At 42.2% G+C, this 19,295-nt stretch carries 12 protein-coding genes and 1 pseudogene; 5 read left to right on the top strand and 8 right to left on the bottom strand.

Annotated features, from left to right (window positions below; translation table 11 throughout):
- Window positions 1-128 (top strand): annotated as a pseudogene (locus tag ABKW31_RS13905) (transposase); the annotation flags it as partial.
- A gap of 342 nt (window positions 129-470) precedes the next feature.
- Here the strand turns inward: ABKW31_RS13905 and ABKW31_RS13900 are convergent.
- Both ABKW31_RS13900 and ABKW31_RS13895 read right to left on the bottom strand, forming a co-directional pair.
- Entirely contained in the window at window positions 471-3,311 is a 2,841-nt protein-coding gene (locus ABKW31_RS13900; protein ID WP_348617148.1) for an aryl-sulfate sulfotransferase, read from the bottom strand.
- Between the two features lie 204 nt (window positions 3,312-3,515).
- Window positions 3,516-4,298, bottom strand: coding sequence for a Crp/Fnr family transcriptional regulator (locus tag ABKW31_RS13895; protein ID WP_348617147.1), 783 nt, complete (start codon window positions 4,296-4,298; stop codon window positions 3,516-3,518).
- A gap of 350 nt (window positions 4,299-4,648) precedes the next feature.
- Between ABKW31_RS13895 and dnaK the strand changes: the two genes are divergently transcribed.
- From dnaK to ABKW31_RS13880, 3 genes are all read left to right on the top strand, one after another.
- The gene (gene dnaK / locus ABKW31_RS13890) at window positions 4,649-6,556 is read left to right on the top strand and encodes a molecular chaperone DnaK (protein ID WP_348617146.1); all 1,908 of its coding nucleotides are present in this window, start codon (window positions 4,649-4,651) and stop codon (window positions 6,554-6,556) included.
- Window positions 6,557-6,986: 430 nt separating this feature from the next.
- Window positions 6,987-8,738, top strand: coding sequence for a dipeptidase (locus ABKW31_RS13885; protein WP_348617145.1), 1,752 nt, complete (start codon window positions 6,987-6,989; stop codon window positions 8,736-8,738).
- Window positions 8,739-8,748: 10 nt separating this feature from the next.
- Window positions 8,749-9,543 (top strand): transporter substrate-binding domain-containing protein, encoded by a 795-nt coding sequence (locus ABKW31_RS13880; protein WP_348617144.1) that lies wholly within the window; start codon window positions 8,749-8,751, stop codon window positions 9,541-9,543.
- A gap of 133 nt (window positions 9,544-9,676) precedes the next feature.
- On the opposite strand, the gene ABKW31_RS13875 is transcribed toward ABKW31_RS13880, so the two are convergent.
- A complete protein-coding gene (locus ABKW31_RS13875; protein WP_348617143.1) occupies window positions 9,677-11,320 on the bottom strand; it encodes an amidase in 1,644 nt (547 codons plus the stop codon).
- 197 nt (window positions 11,321-11,517) lie between these two features.
- Window positions 11,518-12,948 carry a molecular chaperone gene (gene yegD, locus ABKW31_RS13870; RefSeq protein WP_348617142.1) on the bottom strand — a complete coding sequence of 477 codons (1,431 nt, stop codon included), beginning with the start codon at window positions 12,946-12,948 and terminating at the stop codon, window positions 11,518-11,520.
- A 127-nt stretch (window positions 12,949-13,075) separates the two neighbouring features.
- Here yegD and ABKW31_RS13865 point away from each other — a divergent pair, with 127 nt between their 5' ends.
- Window positions 13,076-13,225, top strand: coding sequence for a DUF2256 domain-containing protein (locus ABKW31_RS13865; protein ID WP_348617141.1), 150 nt, complete (start codon window positions 13,076-13,078; stop codon window positions 13,223-13,225).
- A 13-nt stretch (window positions 13,226-13,238) separates the two neighbouring features.
- Here ABKW31_RS13865 and ABKW31_RS13860 read toward each other — a convergent pair whose 3' ends face one another.
- The 4 genes from ABKW31_RS13860 to ABKW31_RS13845 all read right to left on the bottom strand — a co-directional run bounded on the left by ABKW31_RS13860 (window position 13,239) and on the right by ABKW31_RS13845 (window position 19,233).
- Window positions 13,239-14,801, bottom strand: a complete 1,563-nt coding sequence (locus ABKW31_RS13860; protein ID WP_348617140.1) for a sodium/solute symporter — start codon at window positions 14,799-14,801, stop codon at window positions 13,239-13,241.
- Between the two features lie 95 nt (window positions 14,802-14,896).
- Window positions 14,897-16,777 (bottom strand): RNA polymerase sigma factor RpoD, encoded by a 1,881-nt coding sequence (rpoD, locus tag ABKW31_RS13855; RefSeq protein WP_348617151.1) that lies wholly within the window; start codon window positions 16,775-16,777, stop codon window positions 14,897-14,899.
- A gap of 102 nt (window positions 16,778-16,879) precedes the next feature.
- Entirely contained in the window at window positions 16,880-18,646 is a 1,767-nt protein-coding gene (dnaG, locus tag ABKW31_RS13850; RefSeq protein ID WP_348617139.1) for a DNA primase, read from the bottom strand.
- Between the two features lie 140 nt (window positions 18,647-18,786).
- Window positions 18,787-19,233, bottom strand: coding sequence for a GatB/YqeY domain-containing protein (locus ABKW31_RS13845; protein WP_348617138.1), 447 nt, complete (start codon window positions 19,231-19,233; stop codon window positions 18,787-18,789).
- Window positions 19,234-19,295 lie beyond the last annotated feature (62 nt).

Raw genomic sequence — 19,295 nt, 5'->3', positions numbered from 1 at the left:
CAGAGTTTGAGCAACACTTCAGCAGGGCAGTGGGTAGCGAGCAGATGCTGCAACAATACAAAAATAATACTCACCATCAACGCATACGAGGCATGAGTCAGGCTAAGGCCTTATTAAAACGCGCCTAAGCTGAATAACCTCCTATAAAAAATACGTAACAACACCCAGTTGTTCAACAAGGCTGCGCGATGTTTACCCAAAAGCCCGAAATCTAGCCTTACCTGCGATTTCTCAAACCAAATCAGTCTTTCCTAATAGGAAAACCGGCTATTCAGGCAAATCTTTTTTATTTTTGGAAAATTTGAGAGTAAAAATACGATGCGTTTTTTTAAATGGCGGTCTATATACGAGCTGTCTCAACGTTTTTTACAATGGCTGTCTTAATATCAGTTGTCTCAATATTAAGATTGGTTGTCTAGATGTCAGTCTTATTTTAGGGTTTAGCCTTTGCTGGATAAACCCTGTTGAGCTTAGTTAGCATTAATTCCCAAGTCTTGAGGCGTGCCCCTCAAACAGCCCACGTTATATGGAAAGTCGTATGTCCAGTGGTAGTGGTACATGTTTCGGGTTTGATTATCCCACTCTATTTCATGGGTATGGCCATGGCATTCATCTAGATCCGCTGATGCCAAAACTCTGCCATCTTCGCCTCTGGGGCCAAAAATACCAAATCCATCCTGAATATATCCCATTAACTTAGAGTGCCCTCCATTATTTGGATCTAGCTCTGCTAATACATTTTCAGCAACATAATGATAATGGTAGGTTTCAGTTCCGTCAGTATGGCCACCACTGCTATCCAGCATTTCATAAGCTGAGGCATCGGTTCCTAGGGTTGAAGAGCCTTGGTAGATTGCAGAGCCAGTGAGTGATATCCCGGTGGCAGCAAATCCAACACAGCTTGGTTGGGCATTAACGCTTGGGATAGCGTCAAAGCTTATTTGCACATTGTGTGAACTGATGGAATTAGGGTTTCTATCATATTCATAGGCTAGAGTGTTTCGCTCTATGGGGAAGGTACCGGTAGGTGTCGTTGGCAAGTTATTACCCGTTATGACGCGTTTTCCTTGGTCATTCAGCGTCATATTAAACTCACTGCTGAAATAGTTTTCACCTGTAACTTGTGGCTTTGTGATGTAGTTCCAAGAACCATCAGCATTGGTCCAGTCATCGGAGGGCGGCGCACCTGCGCCATCTTCAGGCAGGCGACAAAGCCAGAGTTTACCGACTGCAGGAGCATTATCACCATTTGCTCGCTGCAGAATGAGGGGGTCGCCAATAGGTAAATGAGTCAAGTCGGCATTAACTTTGTGATCAATACATAAAACGGCAATATCATCAATATTGCCACTGATTACCCCTGAACCATTACCGACATTACAGGTATGATTAGTTGGTTCAGCCGCTAATTGGATAAGATATTGAGTTCCTTCTGCCACCGTTTGAGTGAATTCAAAGGTTGTTGCGCCTGCTGGAATTGATAAAGTCTCAGCGCTACTGATAAGAGCCAGCCCATCAGCGTGTAATCCTGTAATCTTACCTGATAGGGTAAACGGTGTTGATATTTCATTATTTACGGATAATAAGCTATCCCAAGCAATTCGTTCTGCACGGTAAACACTGGCATTGTTAATCTGTAACTCCCATACCACTTGTGACGGTTCAGTCGCTGTTACTTCAACTAAATAAGCATCATCATTGCTACCTGGCCCTCCAGCAGTGATTAAGATATTACCATTGGGTAACTCATCCACATCTCCTAGAGATTTTGTATATTTATCAACAATATGCTCCCAAACTTGCGTCGCGGTCATGGTTTCAGTATTGACATGATACTTGACGGCACGGCTGTTATTCAGCCCGCCCGCTAATTCTGCCTCATTACGGTTATCGTAAATCAGATAATCACCACTGACAGTTTTCATCGGTGCGTGTTGTGCTGACATCCAACTACCTGTCTCTAAGGTGATAAACTTATCCAGCAGTGACTCTTTTTGAGTGCCTTCAGCACTGCCAAGTATCCAATTAATGTTGCCACTATCGTGGTCGATATTGACTACCCAACTTTGAGAGCGAACGGATAACAATAAAGAACCATCATCTTGTTGCTGGTATATTGCATTAGAGTGGCTCCACTCCAAAGCGCCATCCGTGCCATTACGAGTAGACAACTCACCAGGAAAACGGTCGGTATCGAGGTGTTCAAAGCTCGACCACTCCCACACTAAATTGCCGGCAGGGCTATATTCCTGGATACGATCGCCTTTTAATCCGTTGCCGTTAAACACCTCAAACTCGTCGACCAATATCGCGATATTGCCATTAGCTAAAATGCTGGCATCGTGATGGTAGGTAGGCAGTTGGTAAGAGGATAAGATATTACCTTCTATGTCGATCACCCAAACTTGACGTCTCAGCATCAACATTAATTGGCCATCACCAAGGTATTTGATGGCAGGTGAGCTGCTTAGCATCGGCACATCGCTATTATGTAGATACCAAACCGGAATACCGGCTTCATCTACGCCAATAAAACGCGCATCTGTGTCAGCCACCGAAAAAAAGGTCAGGCCTGCTGAGCTTTTATCACTGCTAGTTTTCAGTTGCATGTCAGGTAAGTTAAATGGAAGACTGGGCGTGGTGTATGTTTTTGTATCACTGTTTGTTACATCGCCGGATTGTGTTGTTATCTTAGCGGTGAATCGGTAGTCGGTTTCTGGCCTTAAGCCAAACACTGTTAAATCATGGGCAAGCGATGCAGAAGACTTTGAGGTTTCGCGGGTGGTTGTGTTTGCAGACTCAAACTGAATGGTTACCTCAGATAATTCACTGGTCGTAACATGTGCCTTAACCATCAGTACATTGCTGGGGTGAGCACTTATGCTAAAGTCAAAATTACTACTACCTCCATCATTATTATTCGCGCTTGCGGCATTGATTGTCAGCGTATCAGAGCTACTAACAGTGCCATCGTTTACACGCAATGAAACTTGATAACTACCATCAACATCGGCAGTAAAACTCGGAATCGCAGTACTGGGCTTACTTAATGTTGCATTGCTCTGAGCAGGCATACTCGTTATCGTCCAGCTGAAAGTCAGTAAGTCGTTATCGGGATCTGAGCTATTGTTGCCATTGAGAGAGACAATACTACCCGTTATGACATTTTGGTCGTCGCCAGCCTCTGCGATGGGCGCACTATTGTTGCTATTTGCATTGCTAACGTCAGAGTTACCTGCGCCGCCACAGCCTGATAAAAAACGTAAACTAACAATTAAAAACGCTAATAAGATTCGAAAGTTAAGGTTCACTTGTCACTCCTTTTTTAGCATTAATACATGCTTTACTCGGCTTCGCACTTATCTTTACTGTTCTTTACAATCGAGAGGTGAGCTTGAACGATAATAATTGAGAGGATGAATTGGGCTGGGAACAATAAAATGGATGGCTTTTTTGAAGCCATTAATTCAAATGTCTGTAAATTTTGTCACCGTGTAAGTTGGTTTATTAAATAATTAAATTTTATGCTGCGTTGAGGCATTCGACAAAGGCATATTAGGTAAATCTTGAGTGTATTTTGCTGCTTTTTCTAAGGCTTCTAAATCTTTGATAATCAGTTGATTACGTTTTTTGTCAATGGTGCCTGCTTTTTTCCATAACTGTAATTGTTTGTTAATTACTTGCCTTACTGAGCCTGTCATTCGCGCTAAGGTTTCATCGTTTAAGCCATTGACTAAATGATGCTGATGTTCTGCTTCTCTTGTGCCGTTATAAAACTTAATTTTATTAATATGCTCTAAAATAATACGGCTTAAACGGGTGGTGACATCGTGCAGTACTAAGCTACTTGCTTGCTGTTCTTTTTCACGCATCTTTTTGGCTAAATAAGGCATGAATTGTTGATTGAATTCTGGGTAGCTCCATAGCCACTGGCGCATTGTGTCAAGTTTGACTGAAAGGAGTTTTACTGTGGTTAAGGGAGAAATAATGACCTTATGGGGTTGATCGTCCAGTAGCACCATTAAATCAAAACAATCGCCAGCATACAGCATATCTAAGGTCGCTTCCCGACCCGTTTCAGCGTTACCTTGTTTTATTTCTACTTGCCCTTCAATCACTACAAAAAAACGTTTTGTTAATATGTCTGAGTTAATGTAATCGTCTTTGTGCCATTCATTAAGCTGAAATTCTTGTTGAAAGTCTTCAATTAATTTGGCCGGCAAATCGGTAAATAGAGTGGCTTGTTTAACCAATGCCGGACTGGCTTTTTGCGGCGATTGAGATACTTCTTGAGGCATAAATAAATGGATTTAAATAGTGGTGTAATGAGGGTTTTTATTCTACCTAGTTGTCACTACATAGCAAAAACTAATGTGGATTTTCAATCACCTAAGATTCACTCCTTGTTGTGTGATTTTTTTATTTCTATAGGTAAAAACTAATTAATGCTGACTGTCATATTTGTGACAGCAGCAATATCTGAAGCCTCTTATTATAGCGCCACTAACAAAGCATCCAAGGCTAAGCCAAGGTTGTTTGAGTGGTCAAACTGCTTGTTGGGCACATCCGTACCGGGTATCGCCATACCGGGCACACCCACAAGCATCAGACCTTTTTATAAGTTTATTTTTAACTACAGGTGACTATTATGACGAAGATTATTGGTATTGATTTAGGTACAACAAATTCATGTGTCGCGGTGATGGAAGGCGGCAAAGCAAAAATTATAGAAAATGCTGAGGGTAGCCGCACAACGCCTTCGATTGTGGCCTATGCAAACAACGAAACCCTAGCGGGGCAATCAGCAAAAAGGCAAGCCATTACTAACTCCAAAAATACATTATTTGCTATTAAGCGCTTAATTGGGCGTAAATTTGACGATAAAGAAGTGCAAAAAGACATTACTTTAGCACCCTATAAAATTGTTAAAGCAGATAACGGTGATGCATGGGTTGAAATCAATGGTAAAACACTGTCGCCACAAGAAGTGTCAGCCCAAATTCTACGTAAATTGAAAAAAGATGCGGAAGATTATTTAGGTGAAACTGTAACCGACGCGGTTATTACCGTGCCGGCTTATTTTAATGATTCACAGCGCCAAGCAACTAAAGATGCAGGTAAAATTGCAGGCCTTAATGTGATGCGTATTATTAATGAACCCACCGCTGCAGCATTAGCTTACGGGGTTGATAAAAATAATAAAGCTGACCAAAAAGTGGTGGTGTATGACTTAGGTGGCGGTACATTTGATATTTCTATTATCGAAATATCCAATGTAGATGGTGAAAAACAATTTGAAGTATTAGCCACCAACGGCGATACCTTTCTAGGCGGTGAAGATTTTGATTTACGCTTAATCAACTACCTCGTTGATGAATTCAAAAAAGACAGTGGCATTGATATTAAAAATGACTCATTAGCCTTGCAGCGTATTAAAGAAGCGGCTGAAAAAGCTAAAATTGAATTGTCATCTGCAATGCAAACTGAGGTGAATTTACCTTATGTTACGGCTGATGCCAGTGGTCCTAAACACTTAAATGTTAAAGTGACTCGAGCGAAATTAGAGTCATTAGTTGAGGCTTTAATCACAAGTACCATCGCTCCTTGTGAGCAAGCACTTAAAGATGCTGGCTTAAGTAAAAGTGATATTGACGAGGTTATTTTGGTCGGTGGTCAAACACGGATGCCAAAAGTTCAAGAAGCAGTAAAGACCTTCTTTGCCAAAGAGCCACGTAAAGATGTCAACCCAGATGAAGCTGTTGCCTTGGGCGCTGCCATTCAATCAGGTGTGTTGTCTGGTACGGTTGATGATGTATTACTGCTGGATGTCACGCCATTATCACTGGGTATTGAAACCTTAGGTGGTGTGATGACTAAGCTGATTAAGAAAAATACCACTATACCAACACGAGCGTCTGAAGTGTTCTCAACGGCTGAAGATAATCAAGCAGCGGTAACCGTGCACGTATTGCAGGGCCAGCGAGAAATGGCGACAGATAATAAATCCTTGGGTCAATTTAACTTAACGGATATTAAGCAAGGGCCACGAGGTTCGGTACAAGTTGAAGTTACCTTTGATATTGATGCCAATGGAATACTTAATGTATCAGCCAAAGACAAATCAAGCGGCAAGGAGCAAAGTATTAAAATTACCGCCGCCAGTGGTTTGAGCGAAGATGAAATTAATCGTTTGGTCAAGGATGCTGAAAAACATGCGGGTGAAGACAAGCTTAAACGTGAGTTAGTTGAGCAACGTAACCAAGCAGACCAATTAATCCATACGGTGCAAAGCTCGATGACGAGTTTGGCTGAGGAGCAGCAAACCCAGCTTAGTACTTTAATCGAACAATTAAAAATGGCCGTTAATGGTGACGACAAAGCCGCGATTGAAATGCGCCAAAAGGCCTTGCAAGAGGCTTACACTAACATTATGCAAGCTGCGCAATCACAGCAACAAGGGCAATCAGCAGCGGGCCAGCATCAAGCTGATACTGCTAAAAAGAGCGCTAACGACGATGTGATTGATGCTGACTTTGAAGATGTCAGCAACGGTTAATCATTAAATGATTGAAAATATGACAATACGCTTCTAAGTAAACGTATTCAATCAAAACCAATAACCTCTAATAGCCCCTATTAGAGGTTTTTTATTGCTAGGTCAAAATAAGCAACACAAGAAAAAGCGATTGAGCATTAGAAGACGCATAGCGTTTTGTTGCACAGAGGAAAGTAAAAAAAATAGTTAATATACCTACAAGAGAAAATAAGTTTTTGTTAACAGATATCCTGTTCATTTTCTTGGTGCGCTCGGTCTCCTCTACGGTAAATATTTTTGCTCATATCTAAGATCTGAATTTTCTAGCTACGACAACTCATCTGTTGACTACCGCAATATTAAGTTTTAGTGCGATGGGTTTTGGATTAGCCGCAAGTCACGATACAATAGGCCGCTGAGTGTTTTTAAATAGTAAAGGAAAAATAAGCTTGTGAATATTTTGCTAAAAGTTGTCTTGGTAATGGGTTTGATTACCCCGGTTTTTGCTGCCACAGTGCCTGCGACTAAGTTGTCGGCTGAACTGTCGGCTCAAATCATCGAAAGCGCAAATGTGCAAGCTACAGAAAAGTTTGAGGACTTTTTGACTCAATTATTGTCATCAACAATTATTAGCCAACAAGAGGCTTTGAGCGCTGCCATCAAAAAGTATCAGGCCAAAGAAACTCTGCAAGACGCTGAATTGCATCAATTACAGCGTTTGTTAGGTTTGTATACACGTTTGAAATACGGCCAAGATGCCATGCATATGTTGGCGCAGTTGGTTGCTATTCCTACCTTTAGAGTTGATGGTTTAGAGCAGCATGATAATCCTCAATTTCATAAAATGGCTGCTGCGTTGGCCAAGATTGCACAAGACTTCAACTTAGCCTTTCGTAATATTGACAATCGTATTTTTGAAGTCTCGATTAAAGGTAGTTCAGAAGAAGTGGTTGGAATTCATGCTCATGCTGATGTGGTGCCTGTCACCCCGTCATTATGGATATTAGAAGATGGCACTAAACTCGACCCTTTTAAACTCACCTTGATTGGCGATCGCATGTATGGGCGCGGTACTGAAGATGACAAAAATGGCATAGTGGTGTCTTTGTATGCCATGAAAGTGATCCAAGAAGAAAACATTCCTTTGTTACGCAATTTTAATTTATTGATTGATACCACCGAAGAAACCTCTTCTGAAGCGATACCCTATTATTTTGCCCGTAACCCTACGCCTAATTATAACTTGGCATTGGATGGCGGTTATCCAGTGGTGATCGCCGAAAAAGGTTCTGGTGGGGTAATGTCTACCTTTCCAGTGCGCGTTGGGCAGGCTAATGAATCTGCTAAGGCTGAAATAGTTGGCATCACCGGTGGTTTAGCCATCAATCAAATTCCTTCAGCCAGTGTGGCCACAATTACTAGCCCAGATGCAGCAGCACTGGTGAGCACTTTAAATCAATGGGGTAGTAAGTTTGTTACTGCCAATGGTGATAATTTTTCAATTAATGCTAAGGCCACAGCATTTGGACTTGAACTGACTGTTAAGGGCATTTCTGCTCACTCGTCTGAACCGGATTCTGGTGTTAACCCCGTGTCCCGTATGTTTGCGTTTATTGATTATGTGCAGCAGCAAGACCCTCTTTTTAAGTTCAATCATATCACCGATGCCGCTGAGTACATTGCTACGAATTGGGGGCTGGGCTTTCTTGGTAAACACCTTGGTATTGATTTTTCTCATGATTTTATGGGACCACTGACTAACTCAGTCACTTTTATTCAAATTGACGATGCCATTTTACAAGTAGGGGTTAATTTACGTATTCCAGTAGGGCGCGATGTGGACAATTTAAAACATGATATTTCGCAAAAGTTAGCTATCTGGCAGACAGCCAGTGGTGTGAATGTTGATTTTAAGATTGCTGTGCGTGAACCTATGTATCGTAATCCTGAAGGGCAGTGGGTTAATGCCTTGTTAGATGTGGCCACAGAAAACTTATCTATGCCCCGGGAATTCGGCTCATCTAACGGCGGCACATCAGTACATAATTTGCCCAATGGCGTTCAGTTTGGCTTAGCCATGCCAGATGAAAAATACTCAGGTCATAATGCCAACGAATTTAAACGGGTTGAGCAGTTTTTACTCGATTTGCAAATTATCACTGAAATGATTGTTCGAATAGGACAAATACCAAGCTTGGAGTGATGTTTTGGTAATGTTGACTTTTATATCCTTTTTGCAGCCGGTGTTTACTTTAAAAAGGAAAATCTTACTGCGGGGCATGCCCCTTATACTTTGGGTGTTTGCATACTCTGCTCAAAGCGCTGAATTAAAGGTTTATATAGCGGATTACCCCCCTTTTCAAGTCTTGAGTGACAAGGGGGATCACAGCGGTTTTTCTGTAGAGCTATTTAAAGAAATAGTTAAATTGACTCAACTTGAGGTGGAATATATACCAGTGCCGTGGATAAGGGCGCAGGCACTTGTCGCTGAGCAGGCCAATAGTTTGCTATTTACTATGGCAAGAACAACAGAAAGAGAGCAGTTATATACATGGGTCGAAACCATTTACTGGGTCAATGAAGGGGTGTTTGCACTTAAATCTAGGAATGATATCAGTGTTAAGGCCTTAGACGATGTTCATCAATACTCTATAGCCTTGCCTCGAGCGGATGTGTCGATAAAAACCCTAAATATTTTTCCCGACCATACTCAAGGTGCCTATATTGTAGAGCACCAAGAGCAGTGTATTAAAATGCTCAATTTAGGTAGGGTTGAGCTAAATTATAACAATGATGTTGGTTTTTTTAATGCCGCTCGGATGTTGGGATTTGCTCCGGACCATTTCACTCAAGTGTTTGTTACGGGACAGACTGAAATGGGTATTGCTGCTAATAAAAATAGCAATCCTGAAAGTTTGCGCGAAATTCGCCAGGCCATCGCCACGCTTAAGCAAAGTGGCCTATATGACCAACTTCAAGCTAAGTGGTTTGCTGAACTTATACGTTAATAGTTTAAATAGATTAAGTGAAATGGGCTTGAAATTACATCATTAGGTTTAACTTTGCGGGTGTTTACTCTCTATTATTAAGCAAAAGTAAACCGCTTTTTAGCGGTTTACTTTATTAGATAAAGGGCAAGTTTTACTGCAAGTTGCTCTTGGCTTTCATTGCCGCGCCAATGGCCGGAATATCTTCAGCATTCGTTAAATACTGTGGTTCTATTCTGCGTTGGGATTGCTGTTCATATGCGTAGGCATAAGCCAGAATATTAGCATCAGCGTTTTTAGTACCGATAAAAGACAGGTTGACCGATAGTGAACGGATTTCACCCATAGGTACCGTCGCGTGGGGATAACCTGCTTGTGCAGCATAGGAGCCATAACCAGGCCAACTTTGCGGCCAGATGTCGCCATTGATAGGATCTACTCTGGGTACAACGGGACCTGTTGGCGCAATCAATACACTCACATCATATTCTTGTAACAGTTTATCAATACCATCTTGGCGCGTTGCTTGTTGTACTGTTGATACCGCTGTCTGGTAGGCCTCACTTTCGAGGGACTCCATTGCCTGTGAAGCAACTAAAATACTTTGATCAAACAAAGCCAATTCGACATCAGCGTTGGTTTGATTGAAGTCTATTAGCTCTTGCAATGTGCGAGTTTTGACTTGTTCTGCTGAGGTTGAGCCAAGATACGCATTTAAGCCTTCTTTGAACTCATATTTTAATATGTCATAGCCCATCTTACCTAAACCTTCGGGCGCTTTGGGGCGTTCATCGATGTTGACTAAAATGGCACCGGCCGCTTCCAAATCGAGTCGGGCTGTGTCGAAATGCTGCTTAATTTGACTTGAGCTTCCCGTGGCAAAATTAAGAACGCCAATACGAATACCCTTAAGTGCGTCTTTACTTAGCCCCGCGGTGTAGTCTGTATCAGGCGTAGTAGTAGCCATGGCATTCATCATCATTGCGGCACCTTTGACTGTTTTTGTCATTGGCCCAGCCGTGTCCTGTGAGGCCGAGATTGGAATAATATACGCTTGCGGCACGATACCTACGGTTGGCTTGAAACCCACAATACCATTGGCATTCGACGGGCATGTAATAGAACCATTGGTTTCTGTGCCCACCGTACCGGCTGCTAATGATGCCGCAGCCGCGGCTCCTGACCCCGAACTTGAACCACAGGGGTTACGATCTAACATGTGCGGGTTTCTCACTTGGCCACCCAATGCCGACCAACCACTCATTGAATCTTCTGAACGAAAATTCGCCCACTGACTGAGGTTTGTTTTGCCTAAGATAATGGCACCTTGAGCTCGCAAGCCTGCAACTAAAGGGCTATCTCGATGCGTAATGTTGTTTTTAAGAGCTAACGCTCCCGCAGTCGTCGGCATATTATCTGAAGACTCTATGTTGTCTTTCAGCAAAATAGGGACGCCATGTAAAGGGCCTTTTACTAATCCATCAGCGCGCATTGCGTCTAACGCTTTGGCTTGCTCCAGCGCATCAGGATTAAGGCTTAACACTGCCTGTAAATGCGGACCCTGTTTATCAATTGTATTAATTCGCTTCAGATAAAGTGTTACTAGTTCTTCAGAACTGATTTCGCCACTATCAAGGGCCTGGGCTATTTCAGGTAATGATTTAGCAATAATGCCAGTGGCTTGGTAATTAACTTCGACCTCCGATGTTGCTGCACTTTTTATTGTAGTTTCATTTGATGGTGAGCAAGCGCTAAGGGCTAGCCCTATTGCTAAGGCTAATAGATGGTGTTTTTGCATTGTTTGGATTCACATTAAATTGACTTAAGCGATTGATTAAACTATTAAACTTATGGCGTATTTGCAAGCACATTTACGATTCGAATAAAGTAATTTTTAGTTGCCGTACATTCCACTCGGGACAACTGTCTACTGAGTAACAGCTGTATATTTTTGGAGGTATGCTACAAACCGCTGGTATCGAGAGTTATACCTTGCTAATTGCCAAATAATCGTTGAGCTTGGGTGACTAAACCAGAGGTGACACTGCCAAAGTGATCACCAATGACAATGTCAATATTCGGAAAACTAGACTTTATCCACTGCTGCACTATTGGCGATAGCGCTGTACCACCAGTGACGTATATTACATCGGGCTGAATGCCTGCCTGCTTAATCGCATCAGTCATTAAAACTTCAAATTTTCGCAGTTCATCGGCGATGGCATCGCTGAGTTGTTGGCGGCAGATAGCAATGCTTAAGTCAGTTTCAATGTAGTCAAAGTCTAATTCAATTGCTGGCTGTTCCGACAATAATATCTTGGCTTGTTCTGCGCTGCGGCTAACTCTTAAACCATATTTCCCATCACGCAATCGTTTTAATCGTTGTAATCGTGAGTCTGTAGTCATGCTTAGGTAGCGTTCTATTTCTTGGCTCGTTCGACGGGCATAAAAATCTTGCTGTGCACTCACATCGTTCAAGGTTACCGCTTGTTTGAACAGATGATTGGGCACAGGTAAGCCGTTATTTAAAATCACGTTTTTACCGAAGTGTGGCATTATGGCCATCAGGGCGAGTTTATTGTCCAGATCAATGCCACCAATGCGTTGACCGGTATGACTCAATATACAGTGCTCACGGTCCATTAATTTTCGATAACTGGGGCCAATTTTTATCATGGAGCAATCCGTTGTACCTCCACCTAAATCGAGGATCAGCACTAGCCGGTCTTGCTCAAGTTGCCGCTCATAATCATAGGCGGCAGCCACCGGTTCCATTAAAAACTCAACATGTTTTAGACCGATATTTTTAGCTGCGGTATCAATTATACTCAAGGCCTGTTGGTTACCATCTTTACCTAATAAACCATGAAAATTAACCGGTCTACCAATAACCAATTGCGCTAAGTCTTGTTGTTTAAGCGCCTCGCTTTCTTGTTTGATAAAGGCCAACATCTTTTCCACAATACGGGTAAAAACCATACGCTGGGCGCTATTGATATCAGCACCTAAAAAGGATTTAGGTGACTTGATATAGAATCCATTATCAGGCTCGTTAATATGCATATGTGCAGCGGCTTCACCAAAAATAACATCACTGTTGGCATTTAGTGCATCAACAATACTTTCTGCTCGGCGGCTAACCGGAGCATTCAATCTATGTTGGGTTCTAATATTCTGACGTGCCATATTGATTAAAGCGTCATCCGAAAGATGCTGCTTGGTAGCACTTGCCCGATTTTTAATTTGCTTAATGGCTGTGCTTATTTGATCTGAGCTAATCTGGGCAGGGGCGAAACAATCTTTGTCTATATAAAGACAAGAGGGCAAGCGAGGTTTGCCATCTTCTAAGGGAATAAGTGTAGGCTGCTCATTGTGCATTACGCCAATTAAACAATTAGAGGTGCCAAAATCGAGGCCTGCATACATACCATTGATCCTTAGGATAAAACAAAGCGGCGGAGTCTAATCTAAATTAACTATTAATGGTGGATTAATTAAGATCTGTTTGTTGACTCTTTCGTATATTCAAGCGGTTTGGCATAAAGTAGTAACAATGAAAAAATCTGAATTACCCACTAAAATTTGTTGTGTCTGTCAAAGACCATTTACCTGGCGCAAAAAATGGGAGCGGAGCTGGGCAGAAGTAAAATATTGCTCAAAACGCTGCGCGGCTAACAAGAGTGCTGCCCTAAAAACCCTATAAGATAAATCCCTAATTAGACCAAATAGGGGAGCGCCATGCAGCTACTAATGATAAGCACAAACCAAAGTAGCATGGATAGCACATTGCTTTTCGTCAGCGCTGTAGCATAACGTTGTACTTTAAGCTCTGTCGCCTGTTTTGGCCAAATATAGAATGTAGCAAAACTTACTGCTAAGGTGGCCACAAAGCCTGTGACATTCCACCAAAACCAGAATAAGTCTTTGACCAATAACCATAATAATAAATTGCTTAATAAACCCAAGACTAGGCCGCTATTCACGTGGCGCGAACAGAGTTTTTTGGACGTAATGGCCAGTAGAAACATCGCCAACACCGGTCCATAAAATATTGAACCTACCTTGTTAATGGCCTCAATAATAGTTGGCGCTATATCACCAGCGTAAAAAGATAATGTTAGGGTAAGTAAACCCCAAAATGCGCCAGTTATTTTGGCATACAGTAAGTACTGCTGATTATTTAAAACTTTATTTTGATAACGGCAATAGTCTTCGACCGTAACGGCCGCTAAGCTGTTAATAGCAGAGCTTAAGGAGGACATGGCGGCGGCTAATATGGCCACTAATAGCAGACCAATGACGCCATTGGGCAGATAATTAATAATAAAAACCGGCATCATCCAGTCAGGATGTGCATCAGGAATTTGTGCTAAGAACGCGGGTTGGCTCAAGGCTAAGGTGCCAATCACCAATCCGGCAAAGCAGTAAATCAAGGTAATGGGGAAGCGTAAAAAACTCGCGGCCATGATCATTTTTTTCAGCTCAAGAGGGCTTTTGGCCGCCAACGAACGTTGTGCTTCGGACTGGTCACAACCGTAATAAGAGGCATACAGAATAAAGCCGCCAAATAACATGGGTAATAAGCCAAAGTCTGAGCCATGCATACCAGCCGTTTCAATATTAAGCGTTTGTAATCTGCTTGGCTCAACTAAGGCGACAAACTGCGTCCAACCGCCAATATGATACAGGCCAAAACCCAAGCATGCTAAAGCACCTAAGATGATAAGGACCATTTGAATGGCATCACCATAGACCACCGCTTTCATACCGCCTTGTAAGGAATAGATAAGGGTAATAGCGCCAATACATAATACGCTTTGCCAAAAAGCTAGGCCGATGGTGCTTTGTAGAATAATGGAAATGGCGTAAATCATGATAGCAGTGGCAAACGAGCGGCTGATTTGAAAAACTAAACTGATCAATAAACGTGAAGAACGACCAAAGCGACGTTCAAGAAAGTCATAAATGCTCACTACACCGCTACCATGTAAGGTAGGTAAGACTAGCCATAATAGTAGTAGCATGGCTAACGGAACGGCTAATTCATAAGATAGCCAAATTAGGCCTCCGCCTTCCCGTAAGCCAACAAAAGCTGGGGCTGAAATAAAGCTCACCGCCGACAATTGGGTCGCCATGATAGATAAAGTCAGGGGTTTCCAACCTAAGGCTCTGCCTGCCAAAAAGTAATCATCTTTGTTTTGTTGCTTGCGTAAAACAAAGCCCAGCACAAGTAAGCCGATGAGATAACAGGCAACAATCAGGTAGTCTAAGTAGTTCATGCTGATTCAGTTTATTTTTACCTTATCAAGCAAGTCGTTTTAAAGCAAAAAAAAGCCCCGCATTTGCGAGGCTTGTTTATTATTTCGACTTTGACCTATTCGTCTAAGAAGCTTTTAAGCTGCTCTGAACGGCTGGGGTGACGAAGTTTACGTAAGGCCTTGGCTTCGATCTGACGAATACGTTCACGTGTTACGTCAAATTGTTTGCCTACTTCTTCCAAAGTATGGTCGGTATTCATGTCGATACCAAAGCGCATTCTAAGTACTTTGGCTTCACGAGCCGTTAGACCAGCAAGCACTTCTTGCGTCGCATCTTTCAAACTACCACCTGTTGCTGAATCAAGTGGTTGAATGATGGTGCTATCTTCAATAAAGTCGCCTAAGTGTGAATCTTCATCATCACCAATTGGCGTTTCCATAGAAATTGGCTCTTTGGCGATTTTCAACACTTTACGAATTTTATCTTCTGGCATCATCATGCGTTCTGATAATTCTTCTGGTGTCGGTTCGCGGCCCATTTCTTGTAACATTTGGCGGCTGATGCGGTTAAGTTTGTTGATTGTTTCAATCATGTGCACAGGAATACGAATAGTGCGCGCTTGATCAGCAATCGAACGGGTGATAGCTTGGCGAATCCACCATGTAGCATAAGTTGAAAACTTATAACCACGACGATATTCAAATTTATCAACCGCTTTCATCAAACCGATATTACCTTCCTGAATTAAATCCAAGAACTGTAAACCACGGTTGGTATACTTTTTCGCAATTGAAATAACCAAACGTAAGTTAGCTTCAACCATTTCTTTTTTAGCACGACGCGCCTTGGCTTCACCAATAGACATACGTCTGTTGATGTCTTTGATATCAGCAATGATTAAACCAGTTTCATCTTCAACTTGGTTCATCTTACTGATACTGCGCTCTAATTCTTCCTGATGAACGCGCATTTCTGCCGCGTAAGGTAGTGCAGAATCTAGAATTTTGAACAGCCATTTAGTACTGGTTTCATTGCCTGAAAACGCTTTAATAAAATCTTTTTTCGGCATTTTGGCAGTAATAACACAGTGTTTCATCACGATACGTTCCTGCACACGGACACGGTCCATCATGCTGCGCATGTTTTTAACCATGCGATCAAACTGTTTGGGCGTTAATCTGAATTCTTTGAATATTTCACTGAGTTCAAATATCTGCGCACGTGCATCTTTGTGTGAACGCCCTTTTTTGGCAATTACATCACGAGTTTTTTCGTATTGAATGCGCAAAGCAGTGAATTTTTCACGGGCAAGTTCGGGATCCGGACCGGTATCTTCTTCTTCCTCGTCCTCATCGTCGTCGTCATCGTCATCGTCTTCGTCATCTAATTCTTTTTCAGATAATTCAGAGCCAATGTGAGTGGCGGTAGGTGCAATATCTTGCTCGTTAGGGTCAACAAAGCCGATGATGATATCGCTAAGACGAATTTCTTCTGCCTCAAATTGATCCCATTGGTCGAGTAGGTAAGTTATCGCTTCAGGGTATTCAGCGACTGAGCACTGAACCTGATTAATACCTTCTTCTATTCGTTTGGCGATGACAATTTCGCCTTCACGAGTTAGTAGCTCGACTGTACCCATCTCACGCATGTACATGCGCACTGGGTCAGTTGTTCGACCAATCTCGCTTTCGACAGTGGCTAGGGCTTGGGCTGCTGCTTCTGCAACTTCCTCGTCCGTATCACTTTCTTGCATTAATAGCTCATCGGCATCAGGAGCACTTTCGAACACCTTAATACCCATGTCATTGATCATGCGTATTATGTCTTCTATTTGGTCTGAATCAACTATGTCTTGAGGAAGGTGATCGTTAACCTCCGCAAAAGTCAAATAGCCTTGCTCTTTACCTTTAGCAATGAGGAGTTTTATCTGCGACTGCTTGCTTTGCACCATATACCTTACACTTTTTGAATTGGTTAAAAATGCACCACAATCAATAGTGAAAATTGACTTGGTACCAGTAAATTAGCTGATTTGCTCTAGGGCGTTAGCGAATTAGCCAGTATAGCAGACTTCGCCTCTCACCTGCTAGATGTTGGGCTATTTTTGTTCTTTTACAAGTAGGTTGAGCTCTTGTTTTTCTTCATTGGTTAATTTTCTTAGTCTTGCCATCGACATCAACTCGTCCATTCTGCTCTGTAAATGCCATTCTAATAACTTACTAAAGCTATCTTGGAATACCTTTAATTGGTTTTGTTCAGTAAATTCAGTATTCAATAACTTAGCCAAATGTTGACTTTGTGGGTGATGACGAAATTGTTCTAGTACACTCGCGGTGTTAGCTTGCGGGTGGCTTTCACAAAAAGTAAAAACGTCATTTAGCAATTCTATGCCAGCGATTTGCGTCGAGGCCAGTAAACGCGGGTCGGCATCGGTACAATCGGAAGCGATAGCAGGATTATCCAAAAGTAACCTTATCATCATACGAATAGGTGACATACTGCTTTTATTTGGAGTTGAAAAGTCAACTTTTTTCACTGTGCCGTGAGAATTCGCTTTAGCGATGTCACGTTCTAAGCGGTGACGGTTTTGGTCGCCCATATGAGCACTTAAGTCATTAGTCAGTATAGCCCGTTGGTTTTCACCCACGATTTGTTCGATGAGCGGCATGGCTTGCGCTTTTAAGGCTGCCTTACCTTCAGCACTACTGACATGATGACGTTGCAATAGATTGTCAAAAAAGAACCGAGATAAGGGCATCGCTTCTTGTTGCATTTTATCTTCAAAGGCTTCTTTGCCAATTTGGCGCACTAATGTATCGGGGTCTTCACCATCGGGTAAAAACAGAAACTTCATTTCCACCCCATCTTTCAAATAAGGTAGTGCATTTTCAAGAGCTCGCCAAGCGGCTTCACGCCCTGCTCGGTCACCATCAAAACAACAGACAACTTCTGATGTTGCTCTAAATAACATTTGAATATGTTCTGCGGTAGTGGCTGTACCTAAAGATGCAACTGCATAATCAATACCAAATTGGGCTAGAGCAACCACATCCATGTAACCTTCAACAATCATCACTCTAACTAAATTGCGATGGGCTTGTTTGGCTTGATAAAAGCCATATAACTCGTGACCTTTATGAAAAATTCGGGTTTCAGGTGAGTTTAAATATTTCGGTCCGCCGTCTTCTAGCACCCGCCCACCAAAACCAATTACTCGTCCACGTTTATCGCGAATAGGAAACATAATGCGATCGCGGAAAAAATCAAAACGGCGGCGATTGTCGTTTTCAGTGATAAGTTTTAAGTCTAACAACTGTTGGGTGGTATGGGGTGTTAAACCAAAAGTCCGCAGTATGCTATCCCATTCAGGTGGGGCATAGCCAATGCCAAACGCTTTAACAATATCACCACTTAAACCACGGCCTTTAAGGTAAGCAACAGGCTTTTCTTTGTCAGCATGAACTTTTAATTGTTGAGCAAAAAACTTGGCGGCCTTTTCCATCAACTCATAATCGTCTTGGCTTTGTTGTTTTTGCTGAGCAGAGGGAGCGGGTGAACCCCCTTCTTCCCGAGGGACTTCGATACTATGGTATTGAGCTAGTTCTTCAACTGCTTCAGGAAATTCTAAGCGGTCATGTTCCATTAAAAATGAAATAACATTGCCATGGGCGCCACAACCAAAACAGTGATAAAACTGCTTATCTTGACTTACCGTAAACGAAGGACTTTTTTCATTGTGGAAGGGGCAACAGGCTTGGTAATTACGTCCGGCTTTTTTTAAGCGAACACGGCTATCTATCAACTCGACAATATCGGTGCGTGCGATCATGTCATCGATAAATTCGCGCGGAATACGACCAGCCATTTAACTACTCTTAATTACTTGAATTGGTTTTTCATCATGCCATAGATAAAATGATATTCGTTTCATCTAAAAACAAACAAACCGCAAAATAACGCTTAAGCTATTGTTGCGGTCTACTTCTTTCATTCTTGGTAAAACAATTAAGCGTTAAGAGCTGCTTTTATTTTACTACTTACTTGACCCATATCTGCACGACCTTGAACCTTGGGTTTTAACCAGGCCATCACTTTCCCCATGTCTTGCATGCTGGAAGGATTAGTCTCACTAATAGCCTGAGCTAACAAAGAAGATAACTCTTCTTCGGTCAATGCTTGGGGCAAGAAGTCTTGTAAAATGACTATTTCAGCTAATTCAACGTCAACTAAATCTTGGCGATTGGCTTGTTCAAACTGTGCTGCCGCGTCTTTTCTTTGTTTTACCATTTTAGTTAGTAAAGCAAGCACGTCAGCATCGTTAAGCTCAATCCGCTCATCAATTTCACGCTGTTTTACTCCAGCAAGCAACATACGAATAGTGCCAAGACGAATTTTGTCCTTGGCGCGCATCGCGTCTTTCTGGGCATCTTTTATTGTATTTAACAAAGACATGGTATGACTCAAAGCAAATCTTACATCACTGGGCGCGTTATCACTAACACGCCAAGGGAGAG

Source organism: Paraglaciecola sp. 25GB23A, assembly GCF_040012495.1.
GTDB lineage: Bacteria > Pseudomonadota > Gammaproteobacteria > Enterobacterales > Alteromonadaceae > Paraglaciecola.
Note: the sequence above shows the minus strand (reverse complement) of the source record. Positions and strands in the feature narration are given on the sequence as shown.

Excerpts from the sequence above, each read along its gene's own strand:
- ABKW31_RS13895 (WP_348617147.1), bottom strand. The coding sequence starts at position 4,298 with ATGCCTCAAGAAGTATCTCAATCGCCGCAAAAAGCCAGTCCGGCATTG.
- dnaK (WP_348617146.1), top strand. The coding sequence starts at position 4,649 with ATGACGAAGATTATTGGTATTGATTTAGGTACAACAAATTCATGTGTC.
- ABKW31_RS13880 (WP_348617144.1), top strand. The coding sequence starts at position 8,749 with ATGTTGACTTTTATATCCTTTTTGCAGCCGGTGTTTACTTTAAAAAGG.
- ABKW31_RS13875 (WP_348617143.1), bottom strand. The coding sequence starts at position 11,320 with ATGCAAAAACACCATCTATTAGCCTTAGCAATAGGGCTAGCCCTTAGC.
- yegD (WP_348617142.1), bottom strand. The coding sequence starts at position 12,948 with ATGTATGCAGGCCTCGATTTTGGCACCTCTAATTGTTTAATTGGCGTA.
- ABKW31_RS13865 (WP_348617141.1), top strand. The coding sequence starts at position 13,076 with ATGAAAAAATCTGAATTACCCACTAAAATTTGTTGTGTCTGTCAAAGA.
- ABKW31_RS13860 (WP_348617140.1), bottom strand. The coding sequence starts at position 14,801 with ATGAACTACTTAGACTACCTGATTGTTGCCTGTTATCTCATCGGCTTA.
- dnaG (WP_348617139.1), bottom strand. The coding sequence starts at position 18,646 with ATGGCTGGTCGTATTCCGCGCGAATTTATCGATGACATGATCGCACGC.
- ABKW31_RS13845 (WP_348617138.1), bottom strand. The coding sequence starts at position 19,233 with ATGTCTTTGTTAAATACAATAAAAGATGCCCAGAAAGACGCGATGCGC.